The sequence below is a fragment of the Xanthomonas sp. NCPPB 2864 genome (assembly GCF_056675615.1).
This window is the reverse complement of sequence record NZ_JBWWVS010000005.1, coordinates 222,764-247,480: the sequence shown is the minus strand read 5'-3', so window position 1 is coordinate 247,480 and position 24,717 is coordinate 222,764. Positions and strand designations below refer to the sequence as shown.

Annotated in this window: 19 protein-coding genes; 9 read left to right on the top strand and 10 right to left on the bottom strand. The window is 66.9% G+C overall.

The window, feature by feature from the left end:
* The first annotated feature begins 125 nt into the window (after window positions 1-125).
* Window positions 126-2,837 carry a DNA gyrase subunit A gene (gene gyrA / locus AC1KVE_RS13675; RefSeq protein ID WP_184434185.1) on the top strand — a complete coding sequence of 904 codons (2,712 nt, stop codon included), beginning with the start codon at window positions 126-128 and terminating at the stop codon, window positions 2,835-2,837.
* A gap of 194 nt (window positions 2,838-3,031) precedes the next feature.
* Window positions 3,032-5,509, top strand: a complete 2,478-nt coding sequence (locus tag AC1KVE_RS13670; protein WP_481092225.1) for a membrane-bound PQQ-dependent dehydrogenase, glucose/quinate/shikimate family — start codon at window positions 3,032-3,034, stop codon at window positions 5,507-5,509.
* A gap of 236 nt (window positions 5,510-5,745) precedes the next feature.
* On the opposite strand, the gene AC1KVE_RS13665 is transcribed toward AC1KVE_RS13670, so the two are convergent.
* Window positions 5,746-6,474 (bottom strand): hypothetical protein, encoded by a 729-nt coding sequence (locus tag AC1KVE_RS13665; protein WP_039514302.1) that lies wholly within the window; start codon window positions 6,472-6,474, stop codon window positions 5,746-5,748.
* A gap of 198 nt (window positions 6,475-6,672) precedes the next feature.
* On the opposite strand from AC1KVE_RS13665, the gene AC1KVE_RS13660 reads away from it, so the two are divergent.
* Complete coding sequence (locus tag AC1KVE_RS13660; protein ID WP_481092226.1) at window positions 6,673-7,761, top strand: hypothetical protein; 1,089 nt, start codon at window positions 6,673-6,675, stop codon at window positions 7,759-7,761.
* Between the two features lie 151 nt (window positions 7,762-7,912).
* Here the strand turns inward: AC1KVE_RS13660 and hutU are convergent, their stop codons facing one another.
* The 4 genes from hutU to hutI all read right to left on the bottom strand — a co-directional run bounded on the left by hutU (window position 7,913) and on the right by hutI (window position 13,435).
* Window positions 7,913-9,580, bottom strand: a complete 1,668-nt coding sequence (hutU, locus tag AC1KVE_RS13655; protein WP_481092227.1) for a urocanate hydratase — start codon at window positions 9,578-9,580, stop codon at window positions 7,913-7,915.
* A gap of 16 nt (window positions 9,581-9,596) precedes the next feature.
* Complete coding sequence (gene hutG / locus AC1KVE_RS13650; protein WP_054592817.1) at window positions 9,597-10,457, bottom strand: N-formylglutamate deformylase; 861 nt, start codon at window positions 10,455-10,457, stop codon at window positions 9,597-9,599.
* A 217-nt stretch (window positions 10,458-10,674) separates the two neighbouring features.
* On the bottom strand, window positions 10,675-12,216 hold the full coding sequence (hutH, locus tag AC1KVE_RS13645) for a histidine ammonia-lyase (protein ID WP_167762749.1): 1,542 nt from the start codon (window positions 12,214-12,216) through the stop codon (window positions 10,675-10,677).
* Between the two features lie 13 nt (window positions 12,217-12,229).
* A complete protein-coding gene (hutI, locus tag AC1KVE_RS13640) occupies window positions 12,230-13,435 on the bottom strand; it encodes an imidazolonepropionase (protein ID WP_046342306.1) in 1,206 nt (401 codons plus the stop codon).
* A 60-nt stretch (window positions 13,436-13,495) separates the two neighbouring features.
* Here hutI and AC1KVE_RS13635 point away from each other — a divergent pair, with 60 nt between their 5' ends.
* Window positions 13,496-14,866, top strand: coding sequence for a formimidoylglutamate deiminase (locus AC1KVE_RS13635; RefSeq protein ID WP_481092228.1), 1,371 nt, complete (start codon window positions 13,496-13,498; stop codon window positions 14,864-14,866).
* 40 nt (window positions 14,867-14,906) lie between these two features.
* A complete protein-coding gene (gene hutC / locus AC1KVE_RS13630) occupies window positions 14,907-15,644 on the top strand; it encodes a histidine utilization repressor (protein ID WP_481093062.1) in 738 nt (245 codons plus the stop codon).
* A 41-nt stretch (window positions 15,645-15,685) separates the two neighbouring features.
* Here hutC and AC1KVE_RS13625 read toward each other — a convergent pair whose 3' ends face one another.
* The 3 genes from AC1KVE_RS13625 to AC1KVE_RS13615 all read right to left on the bottom strand — a co-directional run bounded on the left by AC1KVE_RS13625 (window position 15,686) and on the right by AC1KVE_RS13615 (window position 17,929).
* A complete protein-coding gene (locus AC1KVE_RS13625; RefSeq protein WP_481092230.1) occupies window positions 15,686-16,690 on the bottom strand; it encodes a restriction endonuclease in 1,005 nt (334 codons plus the stop codon).
* Between the two features lie 232 nt (window positions 16,691-16,922).
* Window positions 16,923-17,471, bottom strand: coding sequence for a phasin family protein (locus AC1KVE_RS13620; RefSeq protein WP_046342310.1), 549 nt, complete (start codon window positions 17,469-17,471; stop codon window positions 16,923-16,925).
* Window positions 17,472-17,653: 182 nt separating this feature from the next.
* Window positions 17,654-17,929: a polyhydroxyalkanoic acid system family protein gene (locus AC1KVE_RS13615; RefSeq protein ID WP_054592843.1), complete on the bottom strand. Its 276-nt coding sequence runs from the start codon at window positions 17,927-17,929 to the stop codon at window positions 17,654-17,656.
* A 173-nt stretch (window positions 17,930-18,102) separates the two neighbouring features.
* On the opposite strand from AC1KVE_RS13615, the gene AC1KVE_RS13610 reads away from it, so the two are divergent.
* Window positions 18,103-18,912, top strand: coding sequence for an FHA domain-containing protein (locus AC1KVE_RS13610; RefSeq protein ID WP_065032371.1), 810 nt, complete (start codon window positions 18,103-18,105; stop codon window positions 18,910-18,912).
* On the opposite strand, the gene msrQ is transcribed toward AC1KVE_RS13610, so the two are convergent.
* Together msrQ and msrP are read right to left on the bottom strand one after the other, a co-directional pair.
* On the bottom strand, window positions 18,854-19,510 hold the full coding sequence (gene msrQ, locus AC1KVE_RS13605) for a protein-methionine-sulfoxide reductase heme-binding subunit MsrQ (RefSeq protein ID WP_481092231.1): 657 nt from the start codon (window positions 19,508-19,510) through the stop codon (window positions 18,854-18,856). The two genes, AC1KVE_RS13610 and msrQ, sit on opposite strands and share 59 nt — an antisense overlap.
* A gap of 130 nt (window positions 19,511-19,640) precedes the next feature.
* Window positions 19,641-20,609, bottom strand: a complete 969-nt coding sequence (gene msrP, locus AC1KVE_RS13600) for a protein-methionine-sulfoxide reductase catalytic subunit MsrP (RefSeq protein WP_024940184.1) — start codon at window positions 20,607-20,609, stop codon at window positions 19,641-19,643.
* A 178-nt stretch (window positions 20,610-20,787) separates the two neighbouring features.
* On the opposite strand from msrP, the gene serC reads away from it, so the two are divergent.
* The 3 genes from serC (at window position 20,788) to aroA (ending at window position 24,584) form a co-directional block, all read left to right on the top strand.
* On the top strand, window positions 20,788-21,873 hold the full coding sequence (gene serC / locus AC1KVE_RS13595) for a phosphoserine transaminase (protein ID WP_104575045.1): 1,086 nt from the start codon (window positions 20,788-20,790) through the stop codon (window positions 21,871-21,873).
* Window positions 21,874-21,940: 67 nt separating this feature from the next.
* Window positions 21,941-23,143, top strand: coding sequence for a prephenate dehydratase (pheA, locus tag AC1KVE_RS13590; protein ID WP_054592844.1), 1,203 nt, complete (start codon window positions 21,941-21,943; stop codon window positions 23,141-23,143).
* Window positions 23,144-23,270: 127 nt separating this feature from the next.
* Window positions 23,271-24,584 carry a 3-phosphoshikimate 1-carboxyvinyltransferase gene (aroA, locus tag AC1KVE_RS13585; protein ID WP_104608081.1) on the top strand — a complete coding sequence of 438 codons (1,314 nt, stop codon included), beginning with the start codon at window positions 23,271-23,273 and terminating at the stop codon, window positions 24,582-24,584.
* Window positions 24,585-24,717 lie beyond the last annotated feature (133 nt).

Genomic DNA, 24,717 nt, shown 5'->3' with positions numbered 1-24,717 from the left:
GTGCCCCTTCGTGATACAATCCGGGGCTTGAATCGATCGGCGGGAGCGTGGGGTCGGCAGCCTGTTGTCAGGGCGCCCCCGACGCGGCTTTCCGGCTCGCCCGCCACCTCACTTACGGAACCCGAATGGCAGAAACCGCCAAGGAAATCATCCAGGTCAATCTGGAAGACGAGATGCGCAAGAGCTATCTCGATTACGCGATGAGCGTGATCGTGGGCCGCGCACTCCCCGATGCCCGTGATGGCCTCAAACCCGTGCACCGCCGCGTCCTGTACGCCATGCACGAGCTGGGCGCACACAGCAACAAGGCCTACTTCAAGTCGGCGCGTATCGTCGGCGACGTCATCGGTAAATACCACCCGCACGGCGACCAGTCGGTGTACGACACGCTGGTGCGCATGGCGCAGCCGTTCTCGCTGCGCTACATGATGGTGGACGGCCAGGGTAACTTCGGTTCGGTCGATGGCGACTCCGCCGCGGCGATGCGTTACACCGAGTCGCGCATGTCGCGGCTGGCGCATGAGCTGATGGCCGACATCGACAAGGAAACCGTCGATTTCCAGCCCAATTACGACGAAAAGGAACAGGAACCGACGGTCATGCCGACCCGGTTCCCGAGCCTGCTGGTCAACGGCTCGGCCGGTATCGCGGTGGGCATGGCCACCAATATCCCGCCGCACAATCTGACCGAGGCGATCAACGCCTGCATCGCCTTGATCGACACGCCTGAGCTGGATGTCGAAGGCCTGATGGAATACATCCCCGGCCCGGATTTCCCCACCGCCGGCATCATCAATGGCACCGCCGGCATCGCTGCCGGTTACCGCACCGGCCGTGGCCGCGTGCGCATGCGCGCCAAGGCCGATGTGGAAGTGGCCGACAACGGCCGTGAAGCGATCATCGTCACCGAGATTCCGTATCAGGTGAACAAGGCGCGGCTGATCGAGAAGATCGCCGAGCTGGTCAAGGAAAAGAAGCTCGAAGGCATCAGCGAGCTGCGCGACGAGTCCGACAAGGACGGCATGCGCATCTACATCGAGGTCAAGCGCGGCGAGTCGGCCGAGGTTGTGCTCAACAACCTGTATCAGCAGACCCAGATGGAGTCGGTGTTCGGCATCAACATGGTCGCGCTGATCGACGGCCGCCCGCAGTTGATGAACCTCAAGCAGATGCTGCAGGCGTTCATCCGCCACCGCCGCGAAGTGGTCACCCGCCGCACCATCTTTGAACTGCGCAAGGCGCGTGCGCGTGCGCACGTGCTGGAAGGCCTGACCGTCGCGTTGGCCAACATCGACGAGATGATCGAGCTGATCAAGACCTCGGCCAACCCGCAGGAAGCGCGCGAGCGCATGCTGGCCAAGACCTGGGAACCGGGTCTGGTCGGTGCGCTGCTGGGCGCCGCCGGTGCCGAAGCCTCCAAGCCGGAAGATCTGGCCCCGGGCGTGGGCCTGGCCAACGGCTTCTATCAGCTCAGTGAAGTGCAGGCCTCGCAGATCCTGGAAATGCGCCTGCATCGCCTGACCGGGTTGGAGCAGGAAAAGCTGACCGACGAGTACAAGCAGTTGCTCGAGGTCATCCAGGGCCTGATCCGCATCCTGGAAAACCCGGACGTGCTGCTGCAGGTGATCCGCGACGAGCTGATCAACATCCGCGAGGAGTACGGCGACGAACGCCGCACCGAGATCCGTCACAGCGAAGAAGATCTGGACATCCTGGACCTGATTTCGCCGGAAGACGTGGTGGTGACGCTCTCGCATGCCGGCTATGCCAAGCGCCAGCCGGTGAGCGCGTATCGTGCGCAGCGCCGTGGTGGCCGTGGCCGGTCGGCGGCGGCGACCAAGGAAGAGGATTTCATCGACCAGCTGTGGCTAGTCAATACGCACGACACGCTGCTGACCTTCACCAGCAGCGGCAAGGTGTTCTGGCTGCCGGTGTACCAGTTGCCGGAGGCCGGCTCCAATGCGCGTGGCCGTCCGATCATCAACTGGATTCCGCTGGAACCCGGCGAGCGTGTGCAGGCGGTGCTGCCGGTGCGCGAATACGCCGACAATCGCTATGTGTTCTTTGCCACGCGCAACGGCACGGTCAAGAAGACCCCGCTGAGCGAATTCGCGTTCCGGCTGGCACGCGGCAAGATCGCGATCAACCTCGATGAGGGCGATGCGCTGGTCGGTGTGGCCTTGACCGATGGCGATCGCGACGTGTTGTTGTTCGCCTCCAACGGCAAGACCGTGCGCTTTGGCGAATCCACCGTGCGTTCGATGGGCCGTACCGCCACCGGCGTGCGCGGCATCCGTCTGACCAAGGGCGAAGAGGTGGTCAGCCTGATCGTGGCCGAGCGTGCCGGCGGCATCGAAGGCGATGTCGAGGACGAGGGTGTCGAGGACGTGGTGGAGAGCATGGACGGTGTCGAGGCGGAAGTGATCGACGTCGCCGAGAGCGACGACATGGCCTACATCCTCACCGCCACCGAGAACGGCTACGGCAAGCGCACCCCGCTGACCGAGTACCCGCGCAAGGGCCGCGGTACGCAGGGCGTGATCGGCATCCAGACCACCGAGCGCAACGGCAAGCTGGTGCGTGCGGTGCTGCTGGGCGCCACCGACGAAGTGCTGCTGATTTCCGATGGCGGTACGCTGGTGCGCACCCGCGGTTCGGAGATCTCGCGCGTGGGTCGCAATACCCAGGGCGTGACCTTGATCCGCTTGTCCAAGGGCGAAAAGCTGCAGGCGGTCGAACGCCTGGATGCCTCGCTGGATGAGGCCGAGGACGTGCTGGACGATGCAGCGGTTGCACCGGCAGCAAGTGCAGGCGACCTGCCACCGACCGAAGCGTGATCGCACCTGGCGAGCAACGCAGCTGAAGAAAAACGCCGGCGCACAGCCGGCGTTTTTTATTGCACGCGGTGACATCTGCAACGCAGTGTTTTTCGACGGCGTTCGCAAAGAACGCGGTTTTTTCACCGCGGCGGGTCGAAGGTTGTGGGCGGTGCGGCGGCGTTGCGTCGCCGCAGATCGAAGAGGAACAACTGATGACGACATTGCATCGTCCTTCCCGTCGCGGCCACTGGGCGCTGGCGACGTTGGGAGGCGTGATTGGAGTGCTGGGCGCCGTGCTGCTGGCAGGCGGCGTGAGGCTGGCCGCGCTGGGCGGCTCCTGGTATTACGCGCCTGCGGGCGCGGCCTTGCTGATCGCCGGCGTATTGCTGTTTCGCGGTCGCAATGCGGGCGCGTGGTGGTTTGCCGCAGTGGTGGCGGCAACGTTGCCGTGGACGTGGTGGGAATCGGGCAGCGACTACTGGCGTTGGGTACCGCGGCTGGGCTTGATCGTCGGCTTGGCATTCGTGCTGGCGCTGCTGCTGCCGAAGCTGGAGCGCCCGGTGTCGCGTGCGGTGTCGCGCAGCGTGGCCGGCGTTCTGGCGGCGGTGTTCGTGGTGGCCTTCGCGCTCGCCTTCGTGCCGTTTGGGGTGACCGAGGCCGATGGCGCGCTGGCACACGCCGCCGGCATGGCCGCGGGCCTGGTCAAGCGCAGCGCGTCTGCAGCGCCGGCCGCCGCCGACGGGCAGCCGGGCAATGCGCCTGCCGACGACGACTGGGCCGCGTATGGACGCAGCCAGGCCGGGCAGCGCTATTCGCCGTTGCAGCAGATCAACCGCGACAACGTTGCGCAATTGAAGCAGGCCTGGGTCTTCCACACCGGCGACCTGCCGAGTAAGCGCTGGGGTGCGGAAACCACGCCGCTGAAGGTGGGCGACAGCCTGTATCTGTGTACTGCGCGCAATCAGGTGATCGCGCTGGATGCCGCCAGTGGCAAGGAGCGTTGGCGTTACGATCCCAAGGTCAAGGACGAGGCGATTCCGTATACGGCCGCCTGCCGCGGTGTGTCGTACTACCAGGTGCCGGTGGCAGCCAACGACGCCGCCGCAGCAGTGGCAGCGGAGGGGGCGCCGCTGTGCCGCACGCGCATCATCGAAGGCACGCTGGATGGCCGCCTGATCGCGCTGGATGCGCGTAGCGGCAAGCCGTGCACGGATTTCGGCAACAACGGCCAGGTCGACATCACCGTCGGCATGGGGCAGACGCCGCCGGGCTATGTGTCGATCAATTCGCCGCCCGCCATCGTGCGCGGGGTGGTGGTCACCGGCCATCAGGTGCTGGACGGGCAGAAGCGTTACGAGCCGTCCGGTGTGATCGAGGGCTTCGATGCGGTGACCGGCCAATTGCGCTGGGCCTGGGACATGACCCATCCGGACTGGAACGGCGCACCGCCGCCGGGCCAGACCTGGACGCGTGGCACGCCGAACATGTGGACCACCGCCGCGGCCGACGAACAGCTGGGCTATGTGTATCTGCCGATGGGCAACTCCACCGCCGATTACTGGAGCAGCTCGCGCACGCCGCAGGAGAATCGCTACGCGACCTCGCTGGTGGCGCTGGATGTCACCACCGGCAAGCCGGTGTGGAATTTCCAGACCACGCATATCGATGCGTGGGATTACGACCTGGGCTCGCAGCCGAGCCTGATCGACTTCCCCAAGGGCGGCGTCAACGTGCCGGCAGTGTTGTTGCCGAGCAAGCAGGGCGAGTTGTACGTGCTGGATCGGCGTACCGGCAAGCCGCTGGTGGGCGTGGAAGAACGCGCAGTGCCGGGCGGTGGCGTGGAGCCGCAGATGCGTGCCAAGACGCAGCCATTTTCGCTCTACCACACGCTGCGCAAGCCGGATCTGACCGAGCGCGACATGTGGGGGATGACGCCGATCGATCAGCTGGTGTGCCGTATCCAGTTCCGCAAGGCCAGCTACAAGGGCATCTACACGCCGCCGGAAGCCGACCGTCATTCGATTGAATATCCCGGCTACAACGGCGGTTCGGATTGGGGCAGCGTGTCGGTGGATCCGCAGCGCGGCGTGATCGTGGCCAACTACAACGACATGCCCAACTACAACCTGCTGGTGCCGCGCGCCAAGGCCGACAAACTGGGCTGGGCACCGCGCGATGAAGTGCGCGGCGATGCTGGTGGCGCGGAGGGTGCGGGCGATCCACAGGCCGGCACGCCGTACGCGATCAACGTCAACGCCGGCTGGCGCCTGCCGTTCACCAAGCTGCTGTGCAAGCAGCCGCCGTATGGCGGCATCCGTGCGATCGATCTGGCCAGCGGCAAGACCCTTTGGGACCGTCCGTTCGGCAGCGCACGCGGCAATGGTCCGTTCGGCATCCGCTCAGGTCTGCCGATCGAGATCGGCACGCCCAACAATGGCGGTTCGGTGGTGACGGCCAGTGGCTTGATCTTCATTGCCGCAGCCACCGACGACCTGATCCGCGCCATCGATCTGTCCACCGGCAAGGAGCTGTGGCATGCCAAGCTGCCGGCCGGCGGCCAGGCCAACCCGATGGTCTACGCCTACAACGGCCGCGAGTATCTGGTGATCATGGCCGGCGGCCACCACTTCATGGAAACGCCCGCAGGCGATGCCGTGGTGGCCTACGCGCTGCCGCAGCAGGCACCATGACGCAGGCAGGGACCAAGGCCGCCAACCAAGGCAAGCCGGCCATTCCCGAGGCCTGAAACGAAAAAGCGCACCGCAAGCGGTGCGCTTTTTTCATGGGCAATCGCATCACGGCAGTCGGCAAACAACCTGCATCGGGAAGTGGTCAAACAGCATGCATCTACCTGTTGACCCAACAGAACCCCGCACCGACGCTCTTACGATTCCCGATTCCCGATTCCCGATTCCCGATTCCCCACTCACCCAACATTAGCCGCAACCGCATCCTCCATCACCGCATCGCGCACATCCTGCGCCAGCGTCGCCTTGACGATGATCGAGCGGATGGCATCGGTGGCATCCGACAGCGGCACATCGCTGCTCAGCCGCTGGAAGGTGTCGCGGCTGTTGTAGCCGGACCCGTCCTTCAGATAGTGGTCGTACATTGACAGCAGGTCCTGGCAGGCGGTGATCAGCGCCGCGACGTTGCCGCGCAACAGGGCATAGCCGATCTGGTCGAAGCTGTGCAGGCAATCGGCCAGCCAATGCAGGTCGTAACGGGCGGTGGCCGGTTCCGGCGCGGTGTGGCCGCGGCTGTAGGCGCTGTAGCGGCGCAGGCTGCGTGCCACCCGTGCGACGTGCGCGAACAACGTGCCGATCTCGTTGGCGATATCCAGCCGCTGCACCATCACCATCGGAATCACCTGGCTGTCGGCAGCCGGCGCCTGTTCGGCGGCCGTCTGTTCCTGCTGCTCCAGCGATTGCTTGAGGACGGTGTAGCTGCGCTGCAGCGATTCCAGCTCCAGCACGCTGGCGGCCGCACGCGCCTTCGCCTGCGAGAGCGCGGCCTGGTAGCGGGCAAGGCTGTCCTGGGTGCTGGCGAGCTGGCCGGATTCGGCGCGCAGCTGCCGGCCACGCACGAACGCCAGCACGGTGGCAATCAGCGCCCAGAGCGCGAATGCAGGCACCAGGTAGATCAAGATGCCCATGGAGATCCCTCGAAACGTTGCATACCTTGTCGGCCCGCACGCAGCGGACTTGAGGGCAATCGTCGAGAATGTGATGGGCAACGATTTCCTCGCTTGCAACCCGAAGCAGGAAAGCTCTCGCGCCCCCTGACCAAAGGCACGTGGCGGGCGGTATCCCGGCATGCTCGAATCAGCGCACCCGCCAGCCCGGAGCCTTGCATGCGCAGATGGATCGATCGCTGGCCGCCAACGCTGCGGCGCGTCCGCTCAGCCGGACTGATCTGGGTCGTGATGTGTGCCACCGTGCAGGCCGCGCCGGCCATGCCGTTATCGGCGCCCGTGCAGGTGGATTACAGCGAGGCCACGGACCTGTTCAACCTGTTGGATAACCTGTCGGACTGGTTGCCCAGCTATACGGCGCCCGTCTATCGCAGCTATTTCGAAACCCATGGCGGGCTGGACCCGGCCGATCGTGCAGCGCTTGTGGCCTACGCAGATTTCCGTCGGCGCACCTCGGGGCTGGCAAAGGACGACGATCTGGAGGTACTCGACCGTGTGTTTGCGCCAGATGCCACCCGTGAGGTGGATCCTTTTTCCCGGCATTTCCTCGGGAATGCGGGATTCGAGGCCTCAGCGGACGCCGCCATTGCCGAGCAGTCGGTAGACGATCAGGCGATGTTGCGCGCGTATTTTGCCCGCTTCGTTCCGCGTGCCAGGCGCGTGGTCGCCGTTGCACCGCGTTTCGCGCAACAGGCACGCGAGCTGGGCGAGGAACTGTCCAAGCCCGCTGTTTCGCGGTTGGCAGCGCAGATGCGGGCGTTCTTTGCGGTGCCGGAGCCTGCGGTGTTCCAGGCAAGATTCGTCTGGTGGCCGGAGCCGGACACCACCCAGGCCAAGGTGCGCGGACGCACCATGCTGCTGTATTCACAGCATGATGCGCGTACCGGCACCGCCTCGATGGACTGGGCGCCGATCGTGTTGCATGAATTGAGTCACTACCTGTCTGCGGGGCAGCCCTCGGCGCGCAAACGCATGCTCGCTGCCAACTTCGTGCGGCTGTGTCCGGGTGCGGCCACCTTGCGTAACCCGCTCAACGCGCTGGAAGAGCCGTTGGCGATCTACTGGGGACAGTATCGCTTCGAGCAGGCGGTGCGCGGGCGTTCGCTGCCGCCGTCGTCGCAGTGGTATATCCAGGCGGACGCCGATCGCGCGGCGAAGGCGATCGCAGCCGCCTATCCCGCAAGCGGGGCGGCACCGGTGCTCGATGACAGCGCATTGCTGGCCGCTGCTGCATCGGCCTGCAAGTAGACCGTAATGGAGCTGGAAGCCGCCGGAAGAACGCAGCGGATCGTCGTCGCCTGCTGCGGATGGTGCGCTCACAACCGGTGATCTCCGCGTGCTGCATGCCGACCACATACGGCGTGCACGCGGTCGGCGAAACAGCCGGGGCCGAGAATCCTCAGCCGAGAATGCCCGGCAAATCCAGGCCTTTTTGCTTCGCGCAGTCGGTGGCGATGGCGTAGCCGGCATCGGCGTGGCGCATCACGCCGGTGGCCGGGTCGTTCCAGAGCACGCGCTCCAGGCGTCTGTCGGCTGCCTCGCTGCCGTCGCAGACGATGACCATGCCGGCGTGCTGCGAGAAGCCCATGCCGACGCCGCCGCCGTGATGCAGCGACACCCAGGTCGCGCCGGACGCGGTGTTGAGCAAGGCGTTGAGCAGCGGCCAGTCGGAGACCGCATCCGAGCCGTCGGCCATGGCTTCGGTTTCGCGGTTGGGCGAGGCGACGCTGCCCGAATCCAGATGATCGCGGCCGATCACCACCGGCGCCTTCAATTCACCGCTGCGCACCATCGCATTGAAGGCCAGACCGAGCCGATGGCGGTCGCCCAGGCCGACCCAGCAGATCCGCGCAGGCAGGCCCTGGAAGGCGATCTTTTCGGCAGCCATGTCCAGCCAGCGGTGCAGATGCGCATCGTCGGGAATGAGCTCCTTGACCTTGGCATCGGTCTTGGCGATGTCATCCGGATCGCCACTGAGCGCGACCCAGCGGAACGGGCCGATACCGCGGCAGAACAGTGGCCGGATATAGGCGGGCACGAAGCCGGGGAAGTCGAACGCGTTGTCGACGCCTGCTTCCAGCGCCATCTGGCGCAGGTTGTTGCCGTAATCGACGGTGGGCACGCCGAGTGCGTGGAAGGTGAGCATGGCGCGGATGTGGTTGGCCATCGAGTCGCGCGCGGCCGCTTCCACCTCCTTCGGTGCGCTCACGCGTTTCGCGTCCCATTCCTCCACCGTCCAGCCCTGCGGCAGGTAGCCGTTGATCGGGTCGTGCGCGGAGGTCTGGTCGGTCAGCAGGTCCGGTTTGACTCCACGTAGCAGCAGTTCGTCCAGCACGTCTGCGACATTGCCGAGCAGGCCGACCGACAGCGGCTTCTTCGCCGTGCACGATTCCTCGATCAGGCGCAGCGCTTCGTCCAGGTCATCGGTCCAGGTGTCCAGATAGCCGGTGCGCAGGCGCATGTCGATGCTGGAACGGCGGCACTCCACCGCCAGGCACGAGGCGCCGGCCATTACCGCGGCCAGCGGCTGCGCGCCGCCCATGCCGCCCAGGCCACCGGTGAACAGCCACTTGCCGGCCAGGCTGCCGCCGTAATGCTGGCGGCCCATTTCCACGAAGGTTTCGTAGGTGCCTTGCACGATGCCCTGCGCGCCGATGTAGATCCAGCTGCCGGCGGTCATCTGGCCGTACATCGCCAGACCCTTGCGATCGAGTTTGTTGAAATGCTCCCAGCTTGCCCAGCGCGGCACCAGGTTGGAGTTGGCGATCAGCACGCGCGGCGCATCGGCATGCGTGCGGAACACCCCGACCGGCTTGCCGGACTGCACCAGCAGGGTCTGGTCGTCGTCCAGGCGGGTCAGCGCGGCGACGATCGCATCGAAGGATTCCCAGTCGCGCGCGGCGCGGCCGATCCCGCCATAGACCACCAGTTCCTGCGGGCGCTCGGCCACGTCCGGGTCCAGGTTGTTCATCAGCATGCGCAGCGGCGCTTCGGTGAGCCAGCTTTTTGCGGTGAGCGTGGTGCCGGTGGCGGCGCGGATGACGCGGGTTGCATCGTGACGGGTCATGCCGGTTTCCTTGCAATCAACGGTGCGCCGCAGGCGGCGTGGTGGCGGAGGAGTGAGCGGTGGTATTGGCAAACTGCAGGCAGGCCAGCAGCACGTGGCGCAGCACCGCGCGTAGTGCGACCGCATGCGCGGGGAGCCAGGGCGTGGGCCAGTTCTGCGGGGTGATGGTGTCCGGCTCGCGCATATAGCCGCGGCACGCCAGCTCCATCTGCAGCGTATGCACGCCATGCCCGGGCTGCGCGTAATGGCGGGTGATCCAGCCGCCCTTGAAGCGCCCGTTGCGCACGGTGCTCGAGCCGCTGCTGCGGCACAGCTGCTCCACGGCATCGGCCAGGGCCGGATCGCAACTGCGGTCGTCGTTGCTGCCGATGTTGAACTGCGGCAGCTCGCCATCGAACAGATGCGGAATATGCGAGCGGATCGAATGCGCGTCGTAGACCACGATGCTGGCGTGCTGCGTGCGCAGGCGCGCGATCTCGGCAGCGAGCGCAGCGTGATAGGGGTCGAACCACTGCGTGCGGCGCCAGGCGATCTGCGCTTGGTCGGGTTCGGCGCCGTCGGCATACAGCGGCTGGTTGTCGAAGGTGGTCAGCGGGCACAGGCCGGTGGTGTTCTGGCCCGGGTACAGGGACGCTCCGCTGGGATCGCGGTTGACGTCAATCACCGAGCGCGAGATCGCGGTGCGCACGGTGGTGGCGCCGAGGGATTGCGCGAAGTCGTACAGCTGATGCACCCACCAATCGGCATCGCGGCGTGCCAGCCAGGGCGAGACGAACTGGTCGACCATCTCCTCGGGCAGCTCGGTGCCGGTATGCGGGAAGCTGAGGATCAGCGGCGCATCGCCGCGGTGGATCTCGAGCCAGGGCAGGGCGCTCATCGCGGTGCGCCTTGTGCTGGTGCGATCGTCAAGGCGCGACGATGTCGCGCCTGCGTCCGGCCGGCGCGCACCACGGCCTGACGCGCAAGCAGTCCGCGCGCGCGTATCGGCCGCAGTGCATGGTGGTCGCGCAGATGCGCGCTCGGCAGTGATGCGAGACCTTGCACGCGCGGACACCACGCTGCCGAGCTCATTCCAGCGGCTGCGAGGTGGCGCGTCATGCGTGCTGCTCCACGCCTGGCAAGGCGATGGCGACCGCCTGCGCGAGCGCGCCCGAACGCACCAACGCACTGGCCGCCAGCATGTCGGGATGGAAATAGCGGTCGTCCTGCAGGGTCGGTACCTGCGCGCGCAGCAGGGCGCGCGCGGCTTCCAGCGCGGCGCTGGAGCGCAGCGGCGCATGGAAGTCGCAGCCTTGCACGGCCGCCAGCAATTCGATGCCGATCACGTGCGCGGCGTTCTCGGCCATCGCCAGCAGACGCCGCGCGCCATGCGCGGCCATCGACACATGATCTTCCTGATTGGCCGAGGTCGGGATCGAATCGACACTGGCCGGATACGCACGCTGCTTGTTTTCCGACACCAGGGCCGCAGCGGTGACCTGCGGAATCATGAAGCCGGAATTCAGGCCCGGGCGCGGGGTGAGGAACGCCGGCAGGCCCGACAAGGCCGGGTCGACCAGCATCGCGGTGCGGCGTTCGCTGATCGAGCCGATTTCGCAGACCGCCATCGCCAGCATGTCGGCTGCGAAGGCCACCGGCTCGGCGTGGAAGTTGCCGCCGGACAACGCCTCGCCGGTATCGCTGAACACCAGCGGGTTATCCGAGACACCATTGGCCTCGATCTCCAGCGTGCGTGCGGCCTGACGCATGATGTCCAGCGCCGCGCCCATCACCTGCGGCTGGCAGCGCAGGCAGTACGGATCCTGCACGCGCACATCGCCGAGCCGGTGCGATTCGCGGATGCTCGAATCGGCCATCAGCGCGCGCAGCGCGGCAGCGGTGGCGATCTGCCCCGGCTGGCCACGCAAGGCATGGATGCGCGCATCGAACGGCGTGTCCGAGCCCTTGGCCGCTTCCACCGACAGCGCGCCGGTGACCAACGCGGCCTGCAACACGGTTTCGATCTCGAACAGGCCGGCCAAGGCGCAGGCGGTGGAGAACTGGGTGCCGTTGAGCAGCGCCAGGCCTTCCTTGGCGCCCAGCACGCGCGGCTGCAGCTGCGCTTGCGCCAGAGCGTCGGCGGCAGGCAGGCGTTGCCCGCCGACGAAGGCTTCGCCGACGCCGATCATCACCGCAGCCAGGTGCGACAGCGGTGCCAGATCGCCGGAGGCACCGACCGAGCCCTGGCACGGCACCACCGGCGTGATGCCCAGGCGCAGCATCGCGTCCAGCAATGCCAGCGTCTGCGGCTGTACCCCGGAAGCACCCTGGGCCAGGCTGGTGAGCTTGAGCGCCATCATCAGCCGCACCACCGGCACCGGCGTGGGCTCGCCGACGCCGGCGGCGTGCGAGAGCACGATATTGCGCTGCAGGGTCTGCAGGTCCTCGCGCTCGATGCGCACGCTGGCCAGCTTGCCGAAGCCGGTATTGACGCCATACACCGGCTCGCCGCGCGCCACGATGGCCTCCACCGTCTGCGCGCTGCGCAGCACCGCGGCCGCGCAGGCGTCGCCCAGCACGACGTCGGCGCCGCGATACAGCGCACGCCACTGCGCCAGCGTGACCTGGCCGGGCTGCAAGACAATAGAAGCACTCATGATGACTCCGGATTCAGCAGGAATGCCCGCGCCAGACGCGGGCATGAAGAGGGTTGAAGCCCATGCGGTAGACCAGGTCGGCCGGCGCATCGATGTCCCAGATCGCCAGGTCGCAGTGCAGGCCGGCGCGCAGCCGGCCCAGTCGCTCGCCGCGCCCGAGTGCGCGTGCGGCTTCGCGGGTGAACCCGGCGATGCATTCGTCCACGGTCATGCGGAACAGCGTGGCGGCCATGTTCATCGCCAGCAGCGGGCTGGTCAGCGGCGAGGTGCCCGGGTTGCAGTCGGTGGCCAAGGCCAGCGGCACGCCGGCGGCGCGCAACGCCGCGATCGGCGGCAGCTGGGTGTCGCGGGTGAAATAGAACGCGCCCGGCAACAGCACCGCGACGGTGCCGGCGCCGGCCATCGCCGCAATGCCGGCGTCATCCAGGTATTCGATGTGATCGGCCGACAACGCGCCATGGCGTGCGGCCAGTTGCGCGCCATGCTGATTGCTCAGTTGCTCGGCATGGATCTTGATGTCCAGGCCATGTGCCTGCGCGGCACGGAAGACCTGTTCGGCCTGCGCGGGCGAGAACGCCAGATGCTCGCAGAACACGTCCACCGCCTCGGCAAGCCCTTGCGCGGCGATCGCCGGAATCATCTGCGTGCAGACGGCGTCGATATAGGTCTGCGCATCGCCGCCCGGCGGCACCGCATGCGCACCGAGGAAGGTCGGCACCACTTCGACCTTGCGCAGTGCCGCGAGCTGGCGTGCCACGCGCAGCTGCTTGGTTTCGTCCTCCAGCGTCAGCCCGTAGCCGGATTTGATTTCCAGCGTGGTCACGCCTTCGGCGAGCATGGCGTCCAGGCGCGGCAGGCTGGCGGCCAGCAGCGCTGCGTCGTCGGCGGCGCGGGTGGCGCGCACCGTGGCCACGATGCCGCCGCCGGCTGCGGCAATCTCGGCATAACTGGCACCGCGCAGGCGTTGCTCGAATTCGTTGGCGCGATTGCCTGCATACACCAGATGGGTATGGCAATCGATCAGGCCGGGGCTGATCCAGCGGCGCCGGCAATCGTGCGCAACGTCCGCTTTTAGCGCCGGGGCCTGCGCGGCCGGGCCGGCGTAGGTGATGCGGCCGTCCTGGCAGGCCAGAACGCCATCGTCCACGATGCCCAGGCCACCATCGGCTGCGTCCAGGGTCATCAGCTGTGCGTTGTGCCAGAGGACGTCGCAATGCATGGCGCAGGCTCGTGGTGTCTGATATGTATATACAATAGAACCGGCAATCAAGGGTGTCCAGTGGCAGACCAACAGGTGCAGGCGTTGTGGGCAGCGCGGGCTTTCCTGCCCGATGGCTGGGCGGGCGACGTGCGGATCACGCTGGCCCAGGGGCGCATCGCCTCGGTGCAGCCCGGCACCGCACCCGCTGCCGGCGACAGCCGGGTCGAGCGGCTGCTGCCCGGGCTGGGCAACCTGCATAGCCACGCATTCCAGCGCGGTATGGCCGGGCTGACCGAAGTGGGCGGGCGCAGCGGCGACAGTTTCTGGAGCTGGCGCGAGTTGATGTACCGCTTCGTCGACCGGCTCGATCCGGACAGCCTGCAGGCGATCGCCGAACAGGCCTATGTGGAGATGCTCGAAAGCGGCTTCACCCGCGTCGGCGAATTCCATTACCTGCACCACAGCCCCGGCGGCGCGGCGTATGCGCAGGCCGGCGAAATGTCCGGGCGCATCGCTGCTGCCGCCGCCAACACCGGCATCGGGCTGACGCTGTTGCCGGTGTTCTATGCGCATGCGGATTTCGGTGGCATCGCGCCCAGCACAGCGCAGCGTCGTTTGATCCACGACATCGACGGCTTCGCGCGGTTGCTGGACGACTGCAAGGGCAGCCTGAAAACATTGCCGGATGCCGTGCTCGGGCTGGCGCCACACAGCCTGCGCGCGGTCACGCCGGAACAGTTGGCGGCGTTGGTGCCGCTCACCGATGGCCCGATCCATATCCATATCGCCGAGCAGCAGCGCGAGGTCCAGGCCTGCCTGGCCTGGTCCGGCCAGCGCCCGCTGCAGTGGCTGCTGGCCAACGCGCCGGTGGATGCGCGCTGGTGCCTGGTGCATGCCACGCATGTGGACGCGAGCGAGCTGCAGGGCATCGTCGACAACGGCGCGGTGGTCGGGCTGTGCCCGATCACCGAGGCGAATCTGGGCGACGGCCTGTTCCCGATGCAGGCATTTGCCGCTGCGGGTGGGCGCTTTGGGGTGGGCTCGGATTCGAATGTGTTGATCGACGCGGCCGAAGAACTGCGCCTGCTCGAATACGGCCAGCGTCTGCAGCTGCAGGCGCGCAATGTGCTGGTGCAGGCGGGCGCCTCCAGCGGGCGTTGGTTGTTCGAGCAGGCGGGCGAGGGTGCGGCGCAGGCCCTGGGCATTGCGCGCAGCGGCATCCGGGTCGGCGCATCGGCCGATCTGCTCGAACTGGACCCGACCCATCCGGCGCTGCTGGCCCGCAACGACGACGCGCTGCTGGACAGTTGGCTGTTCGCCGCGCGCGGCGGTGCGGTGCGCACCGTCTGGCGCGCCGGGCAACCGGTGGTGCGCGACGGGCGCCATGTGGATCGCACGCGGATTGCTACGCGTTTTGCCGGGGTTCTGCGATCGCTGCTGAGCAGATGAGCGGATGCGCGCACAATGCGGGTCTGACCGGAGACCTGTTTTGACCGCCACCCCCACCGCCGCGCCCGGCACCCTGCATCAACGCATCCGGCAGGATCTGGAACGCCGCATCCACAGTGGCGACTGGCCGCCCGGTCACCGGGTGCCGCCCGAGCACGAGCTGATGGCGCAATACGGCTGTTCGCGCATGACCGTGAACAAGGTACTCGGCCTGCTTGCCGATGCCGGCATGATCGAACGCCGGCGCCGCACCGGCTCGTTCGTGGCGCGCCCGCATCCGCATCTGGAGCAGGTCGCGTTGTCGATCCCCGACATCGAAGTGGAGATGACCGCGCGCGGCCACCTCTACCGGTTCGCGCTGCTGTCACGCCGACTGCGCAGCCCGCGCCTGCGCGTGCCCCAGGAGCGTGCCCTGGGCAGCAGCGGCAAGGTGCTGGCGCTGGAAAGCGTGCACCTGGCAGACGGCCGCCCGTTCGCGCTGGAGCAGCGGGTGATCGACATCACCACCGTGCCCGAGGCATTGCTGCAGCCGTTCACCGACGTGGCGCCGGGCAGCTGGTTGTTGCGCAACGTGCCGTGGACGCGCGCCGAGCACCGCATCAGTGCCGTCAGTGCGGACCCCGCGCAAGCCGAACGCCTGCAGGTGGACGATGGCGCGGCCTGTCTGGTCATCGATCGCCACACCTGGCGCGGCGACCAGCCGGTCACCTACGTGCGGCAGTTGTTCCTGGGCGGATCCTACGACCTGGTGGCACGGTTCGCGCCGGGAATGCGCTGAGCCTCAAACCTCGCGCGCAGGCGCATGGGGCGATGCGTGAATCAGATCGTCGTGCACTGCCGCCAGCGCACCGCTTCGTCCACGCCGGGGCGCGGATTGAGTTGCACGCGCACGGTGCGCAGGTAGGGGTAGCGCTGCAGTTCGCGGCAGATCAACGGCCACGCCGCCGCATCGTCAACCGAGCGATCCACCGCCAGCGTTGCCTGGGTGATCCAGATGCCGCGCACCAGGCCGGGCGTCTGTGCCAGCGCCTTGGACACCTCGCGCTGATAGCCCTGCATGGTTGCCGCATCCGGTTCGGCATCGCCTGCCAGTGGCGTCAATGCAGGCGGTGCGGCTGATGGCGACGCGGCCTGCGGCGAGCTCGCGCTCTGCGGTGCAGGTGTTGCAGCGACCGCTGCGGCAGCGCGTGGGGCGGCCACCACCGTTGCCTGCTGCGTGGGCGTAGACGGCGCCACCGGTTGCAAGGCCAGCACCGCAACCAGCGCCAGGGTCGCCAGCGCTGCACCGGCAATAAGGCTGTGACGGATTGCGCGACGGCGCGCCATGCCGACCACGCCGGTTTCCACATCGCCCGGCAAATACGGTTTGAGCAAGGGCCACAGGCGCACACCATCCAGCACTTCGATGGACTGCTTCTCGGCGGCCGCCAGGCCTTCGCGTTCCATGCGGCCCTCGGTCACCATCACGCCGCCGCCCGCGCCGGCCAGCCGCGCCATCGCACCCAGCTCGTTCACCGCTGCCACGCCGATGCGGTAGCCGCGCCCGTGCTTGCAGGCCACCAGGCGCGTGCCGTGTTCGGTCTGCATCATGAAGTCGGCCGTCGGCAGGCCGTCCTGCGGCACCTGCGTGGGTTGCCAGCCGCGTTGCTCCTGCAGCACGCGCTGCACCACGGCGGAAAAGTCGCGCCAGTGCATCGCCGCCAACGCACGCACGCCCTCGCTGGTTTCGTTGGCACGGCGGCGCACCAGCCACACATACGCACACACTCCCAGCCAGAGCAGCAGGGAAGCCACAAGCGCCACAATCCAGGAAGTCATGAGCATCAAGCGAAGGTATGGAACGTATGACGAAGCGGTACGCCTAGAAGAATCTTTCGCCGCAGATTCGTCAATGGATCGCGAGCGGCGATACCACGCACCGTGATCCAGATAGCGAAAGACCCGCCAGTCCGAAGCCGTGAGGGGAGGGGAGCAAACGGACTTCGTATTACAGGACTGGCGGGTCCTTCCCGATTGTCTAAAAAATCATGCTGCTTTGCAACATTGTCGGGCCGGCTTATTCACCATCGAACGCAGCGCTGCCAGGACTGGAGTTGCCGCTGGTCGAGCCGGTGGTGTCGCTGCTGGCGGCCTGCGCGGCCTGATTGGCGGTGCGGTTGGCGCGCTTGGTCGCGGCGGTATTGGCGCGCACCTGGGCCTTGAGCGATTCCACCTCGCGGCGCAGGTTTTCCAGTTCGTCCTGCTCGGGAATGTTGAGCGTGCGCAGCACGCCCTTGACGCGTTCGTCGAAGGCCTTGCCCAGCTTGTCCCAGCCGCGCACGGCAGTGTCGCGTGCCTGTTCGAACTGGGTTTCCACCTCTTCGCGCAGCTCATCGACGCTTTCGGCCGCCTTGCGCTGGCCGCTGCGCTCGTAGGCTGCGCCTTCGCGCACCAGCGAATCGAACAACTTGCCACCCTCGCTCTGCACCCTTCCCAGCGCACCGAGCCCGGCTAGCCACACCGTCTGTGCCGATTCGCCGAGCCGGCGCGAAATCTGTTCTGCCTGCGCCTGGAAGCCGTGCGCGGCATCGTCGCGCTTGCCGTTCTGATCGTATCCGGTCGTCATGGAATGCTCCTGTGGGTTGCCAAAGTGACGTTGCCTTCACCCTAGTCCCGGCACTGCATCGAGCAGGTGAAACACGTCCAGAGCATCCGCCTGCAATGGGCCGCGCGGGTGACTTGTCGCTGAAGCACCGGTGCGGTCAGGGCATGGCCGGGCGATCAGGCCCGGACCAGCGACACTGCGGCTCAGACGAGTTTTTCGGCCAGCAGGCGACGGATCTCCGATTCCACCATCGGCTGCATCGCCGACAACAGGAAGCCGAGCTCGGCGGTGACATGTACCTGCTGCGGCAGCAGGGTGATCGCCCCATCCACGCCGGCCCGCGCGATGCGCAAGGTATCGCCTTCCCAATGCGAGGCGACGCCATAGCGATCGGTCAACTTGCGCGCCGCCGCGTCGATCGCTGCGCGGGCCTGGGCCGGCGGCAAGGCATGGTCATGGCGGATATCGATGCTGGACATGGGTTCCATGGGAAAGACGAAAGAAGCGTGCATTGTGCGCATGCGCGGGCCAGGCTCCAAGTGCGGCGCGCGTGTGGCCGAGCAGCGACGCACCTCGGTGCCGTACCTGCGTCGGCCGGACGCAGGTCACATTGTTGGCCGCGGCGCGGGGCAAACCTGCTAGGCTGCGGCGGGTGCGCGATCTGCAAGTTCATTTCACCCACCGGCAGCAGCCGGATCATTCCCTCAAGCCCGGCGTCCACCGGATCGTCCGCCATGCCTCCGGCAGTGTGCGGGTGGTTGCCGATGCGCAGGGAGCGTTGCTGTTGGCGCAGTTCTGCCTGGACCAGCGCGGGCTGTGGCTGCAGGTGGCCAACGGGATCCGCGGCATCCACGTCAACGGACGTCCGGTGCGGCGCATGGCGCTGTTGCGCCCCGGCGATGCGATCTACGCCGACGGCGTGGAGATGCTGCTGCGCAGTGCGCCGTCGAGCGCGCCGGCCAACGACGTTGCAGACGACGATGCCGGCCTGAGCGAGGTCTGCCTGTTGTTACGCGGGCTGGGCGGACGCCATCACGGGCGCAGCTTCACCCTGGACCGCTCACGCCTGGTCGGCAGCGACCCGGCGGCGGACATCGTCATCGACGACCCGGCCTTCGCCGCGCAGCACGCGCGCCTGGAACGCCATGGCGACCGCGTGCTGATCCGCGACCTGGGTTCGGAAGAAGGCAGCTGGATCAACGGCGTGCAGGTGCGCGACGGCTGGCTGCAGGCCGGCGACCAGGTGGTGTTCGATGCCCGCCATCGCTTTGTCGTGGAGGTGCCGCGCACCCATCACGGCACCACCTGGGACCTTCCGGAGTCGGAGCCGTTGCCGCCACCACGCGCGCCCGGCGAACCGGCGCGTGCGCCGGTCAAGGTGGCGCGCTGGCCGTGGCTGCTGCTCAGCGCGGTGTTGCTGGCGGCGGCGTTGAGCGCCTTGCTGTGGTTCGGCGCGCGCTGAGTTTCTTCCAGATCCGCCAGCCCAACAGCACCGCCAGAATGCCGGCATATAGCGCCGGTTCGCGGATGTCGGATTTCACCAGCCACCAGAAATGCAGTACCGCCAGCAAGCCGATCGGGTAGATCAGCATGTGCAGGCGGCCCCAATTGCGCTTGAGCCGCCGCATCCAGCCCTGGGTGGAGGTGATCGCCAGCGGCACCAGCAGCAGCCATGCCGCAAAGCCGACCGTGATGTAGGGGCGCTTGAGGATCTCCTCGAAGATCTGCGTCCAGAAGCCGCGCAGATCCAGGCTCAGGTAGGCCGCCAGATGCACGCTGGCGTAGAAGAATGCGTACAGCCCGAGCATGCGCCGGAAGCGGATCAGCGTCGCCTGGCCGGTGAGGTGGCGCAGCGGCGTGATCGCCAGGGTGATCAACAGGAAGCGCAGCGCCCACAGCCCGGTGCGGTGCTCGATTTCGGCCACCGGATCGGCGCCCAGCGCATCGCTGCCGGTTTGCCATACCTGCCAGAACTGCCAGCCGAGCAAGGCGATCGGGGTCAGCGCGGCGACATGCACCAGGGTCTTGGCGGCGATCAGGGATGCGGAGGTCTTGGCCATGCGATCTCGAAGAAGGGAGCGATGCCGCGCGGGCATCAACATGCATCGTAGGAGCGCACCCGGGCGCGACGGGCATTCCTGGTAACGCCCGTCGCGCCCGGGTGCGCTCCTACGCGGGGGACATCACTGCCTAGAACCACTTCTTCAGGTCCATCCCCGCGTACAGCGAGGCGACCTGGTCCGCATAGCCGTTGAACGGCTTGGTCGCGATGCGCTCGGCGAACAACTTGCTCGCGGTGCCGGCGATACGGCGCTCGGTCTTCTGGCTCCAGCGTGGGTGATCCACCGCCGGATTGACGTTGGAAAAGAAGCCGTACTCGGACGGCTGCAGATCGTGCCACGCGGTCTCGGGCATCTTTTCGACGAAGCGGATTTCCACGATCGACTTGATGCTCTTGAAGCCGTACTTCCACGGCACCACCAGCCGCAGCGGCGCGCCGTTCTGCTGCGGCAGCGGCTTGCCGTACAGGCCGGTGGCCAGCAGGGTCAGTGGATGCATCGCTTCGTCGATGCGCAGGCCCTCGCGGTACGGCCAGTTGATCGAGCGGTAGCGCACGCCCGGCATCTGCTGCGGATCGGCCAGCGTGGTGAATGCCACGTACTTGGCCTTGGAGGTCGGTGCGAAGCGCTTGAGCACCTCGCCGAGCGGCACGCCCGTCCACGGGATCACCATCGACCAGCCTTCCACGCAGCGCAGCCGGTAGATGCGTTCCTCCGCGCTGATGCCCTTGAGCAACTCGTCCAGCGACAGACTGCCGGGCTTTTCGCATTCGCCGCTGACCTTCACCGACCACGGCGACAGCTTCAGGGTCTTGGCGGCCTTGGACGGGTCGGTCTTGTCGGTGCCGAACTCGTAGAAGTTGTTGTAGCTGGTGACGTCTTCCAGCCGGGTCAGTTCCTCGGCGGTACGGAAGCCGCTGCGCGCCTGCGCCGGGGTCACCACGGTCTTGGGCGGAGGCGGCGGATCGGCCTCGGCGCAGCCGGCCACGCCCAGCGCCGGGGTCAGCGCAAACAGCTGTAGCAGCCGGCGTCGGTCGCGGTAGACGGCCTCATCGGTGATCTCGCTGGACGGCGTCTTCAAGACATCGCGAAGGGACATGGCTCGCTCCTGACAGTGGCTGCTGATGAGAATACCGGACCATGGTGATGACGCTGCCGATGGCCTACGCAAACCATACGTCGCCATGGGTGAGAAGGATGCACATGCAACTTTTCTGCAACGCTGCCAAGGCCGGTGCGCTGCGGCATACTAGAAGGCTAGCTCGCCAAGGTGTGCCATGACACGCGCGTTCAATTTCAGTGCCGGCCCTGCGACATTGCCGGAATCGGTCCTGCGCCAGGCGCAGGAAGAGATGGTCGAGTGGAACGGCGTCGGCGCCTCGATCGTGGAAATCAGCCACCGCAGCGCCGATTTCATGGCCGTGGCGGCCGCGGCCGAAGCCGATCTGCGCACCCTGTTGTCGATTCCCGACGATTACGCGGTGCTGTTCACTGCCGGTGGCGCCACCACCATCCAGGCGCTGCTGCCGCTGAATTTCGCCGCACCCGGCCAGGCCGCCGACTACGTGATCACCGGCCACTGGGGCAAGACCGCGATCAAGCAGGCGGCCACCTATGTGGATGCGCGCATTGCCGCAGACGGCCAGGCGGGCGGCTTCACCGACATTCCGCCGGTGGCCAGCTGGACCTTGTCGCCGCACTCGGCCTACGTGCACATCACCGCCAACGAAACCATCCACGGCGTCGAGTTCCGCGACACGCCGACGGTGGGTACCCTGCCGCTGTTTGCCGATTTCAGTTCGTCGATCGCCTCCGAGCCGCTGGATGTGTCGCGCTACGGGCTGATCTATGCCGGCGCGCAGAAGAATCTGGGCCCGGTCGGCATCTCGGTGCTGATCGTGCGGCGCGAGTTGCTCGAACGCGCCGGCCAGCCGCGTGCGGACATCTTCAACTACGCCTCGCATGCCGCCCGCGATTCGATGCTCAACACGCCGCCGACCTGGAACTGGTATCTGCTCGGACTCACCGTGAAGTGGATGCTGGAGCAGGGCGGGGTGGACGAGTTCGCCCGCCGCAACGCCGAAAAGGCCGCGCTGGTGTATGGCGCGATCGACGGCTCCGGCGGGTTCTATCGCAACCTGGTCAAGCCGGCAGTGCGCTCGCGCATGAACATCCCGTTCTTCCTGGCCGACGAGCAGCTGGATGCGTTGTTCGTCAGCGAATCCAAGGCGGCCGGGCTGCTGGCGCTGAAGGGGCACAAGGCGGTCGGCGGCATTCGCGCGTCCTTGTACAACGCGATGCCGGTGGCGGGCGCGCAGGCGCTGGCGAGCTTCATGCACGACTTCCAGCAGCGTCACGGCTGAGTCTTTCATTCGACCGCGGCGCATGCCGCGCAGGCGCATGCGCCGCAATTTCAAGGAATGCCGAGCGATGGCTCCCAAGTCCAGCAAGCCCAGTGCCGCCACCGGCGGCAAGACCAAGCCGGCAGGCAAGTCCGCCGCCAAGTCCGCGGCCAACGCCTCAGACAAGCGCGCGACCAAGCCGGCCACCGCTGCGCCGGTGCTGGCCGACGTGCGCGCCAAGATCGACGAGATCGACCGCACCATCCAGGCGTTGATCGCCGAACGCGCCAACTTCGCCCATCAGGTCGGCAAGGCCAAGGGCAAGCTCGCCGCAGCGGTGGATTACTACCGGCCCGAGCGCGAGGCGCAGGTACTGCGCATGGTGGTGGACCGCAACGAAGGCCCGCTCAGCGATGAAGTGCTGGTGCACGTGTACCGCGAAATCATGTCCGCGTGCCTGGCCCAGCAGGAGCCGTTGAAGATTGGCTATCTCGGCCCGGAAGGCACCTTCAGCCAGCAGGCGGTGCTCAAGCACTTCGGCCGTTCGGCAGTCGGCCTGCCGATGGCGACCATCGAGGAAGTGTTCCAGGAAGTGGAAGCCGGCAATGCCGATTTCGGCGTGGTGCCGGTGGAAAATTCCGGCCAGGGCACCATCCAGGTCACCCTGGATATGTTCCTGACCTCCAACCTGAAAATCTGCGGCGAAGTCGAGTTGCGCGTGCACCAGTACCTGCTCTCGCGCAACGGCCGGCTGGAAGACATCGAGCGCATCTACGCGCATTCGCAGTCGTTTGCGCAGACCGCCGGTTGGCTGCGTTCGCACCTGCCCAAGGTCGAGAAGATCGCCGTCTCCAGCAATGCCGAAGGCGCACGCCGCGCCCGCAATGCCGAGGATGCCGCGGCGATCGGCGGCGAGAGCGCCGCGCATGTGTATGGCTTGAAGAAAGTCATCATGAAGTCGATCGAAGACGACGACGACAACACCACGCGTTTTCTGGTGATCGGCCGGCAGATCTTTCCCACCTCCGGGCATGACCGCACCTCGGTGCTGGTGTTCATCCACGACAAGCCGGGTGCGTTGTTCGACGTGCTCAGCCCGTTCGCGCGGCATGGCATCAGCATGAACCGCATCGAGTCGCGTCCCTCGCATCAGGCCAAGTGGGAATACGGCTTCTTCATCGACCTGGCCGGCCACGTGGAAGACGAGGCGATGAAGCAGGCGCTGGCCGAACTGGAAGCGCACTCGGCGCAGATCAAGGTGCTGGGCTCGTACCCGGTCGCCATTCCCTGAGCACCGTGCGTCGCGCCAGCGCAGTCCTGACGGGCGCGCCGTCACCGGCCGAGGTGACGGTAGCGCCACGACACTCTTCAACGCGCATCGCCGCACAGGGCGATGCCGCAGCAATCGGATCACACGCATGAGCAGCAGCACGCACCACTGGATCGCCCGGCAGGGCAGCGCATTGCAGGGCAGCCTGGCCATTCCCGGCGACAAGTCGGTCTCGCACCGCGCAGTGATGTTCGCCGCGCTGGCCGATGGCGTCTCGCAGATCGACGGCTTTCTCGAAGGCGAAGACACGCGCTCCACCGCGGCCATTTTCGCCCAGCTCGGTGTGCGCATCGACACGCCGTCGGCGTCGCAGCGCATCGTGCACGGCGTCGGCGTGGATGGCCTGCAGCCGCCCAGCCAGGCGCTGGACTGTGGCAACGCCGGCACCGGCATGCGTCTGCTCGCCGGCCTGCTGGCCGCGCAGCGTTTCGATAGCGAGTTGGTCGGCGATGCGTCGCTGTCCAAGCGCCCGATGCGGCGCGTGACCGGCCCGCTGGCACAGATGGGCGCGCGCATCGACACCGAGGACGACGGCACCCCGCCGCTGCGTGTGCACGGCGGCCAGACCTTGCATGGCATCGACTTCGTCTCGCCGGTCGCCAGCGCGCAGGTCAAATCCGCGGTGTTGCTGGCAGGCCTGTATGCGCAGGGCGAGACGTCGGTCAGCGAGCCGCATCCCACCCGCGATTACACCGAGCGCATGTTGTCCGCGTTTGGGGTGGAGATCGATTTTTCGCCCGGCAAGGCGCGGTTGCGCGGTGGTCAGCGTCTGCGCGCCACCGATATCGCCGTGCCTGCCGATTTCTCGTCGGCGGCGTTCTTCATCGTGGCAGCCAGCATCATTCCCGGTTCGGAGGTGCTGCTGCGTGCGGTAGGCCTGAATCCACGTCGCACCGGGTTGCTGGCGGCACTCCGGCTGATGGGCGCGAATATCGCCGAAGAACGTCATGCCGAACATGGCGGCGAGCCGGTGGCCGATCTGCGCGTGCGCTATGCACCGTTGCGGGGCGTGCAGATTCCCGAAGCGCTGGTGCCGGACATGATCGACGAATTCCCGGCGCTGTTCGTGGCCGCCGCTGCGGCAACCGGGCAGACGGTGGTCACCGGCGCTGCCGAACTGCGGGTCAAGGAGTCCGACCGCCTTGCAGCCATGGCCACCGGGCTGCGCGCGCTGGGCGTGCGTGTGGACGAAACCCCGGATGGCGCCACCATTCACGGCGGCAGCATCGGCAGCGGCGTGATCGAAAGCCACGGCGACCACCGCATCGCGATGGCGTTTGCCATTGCCGGGCAGCTGTCCACCGGCAGCGTGCGGGTCAATGACGTGGCCAATGTCGCAACCTCGTTCCCGGGCTTCGACAGCCTGGCGCGGGGCGCCGGTTTCGGGCTTGAAACGGCCTGAGTAGTGAAACGGCTTCAGTAGGAAAGGCGGGCAGTTCTCTTGCTGGTTGAGGACTGCTCTTCGGATGAGGAGCGGTCGACCAAAGGCGTCGTAACGCCTGTCAGTCGACGCTTGGATACCGCATTACAGCCAG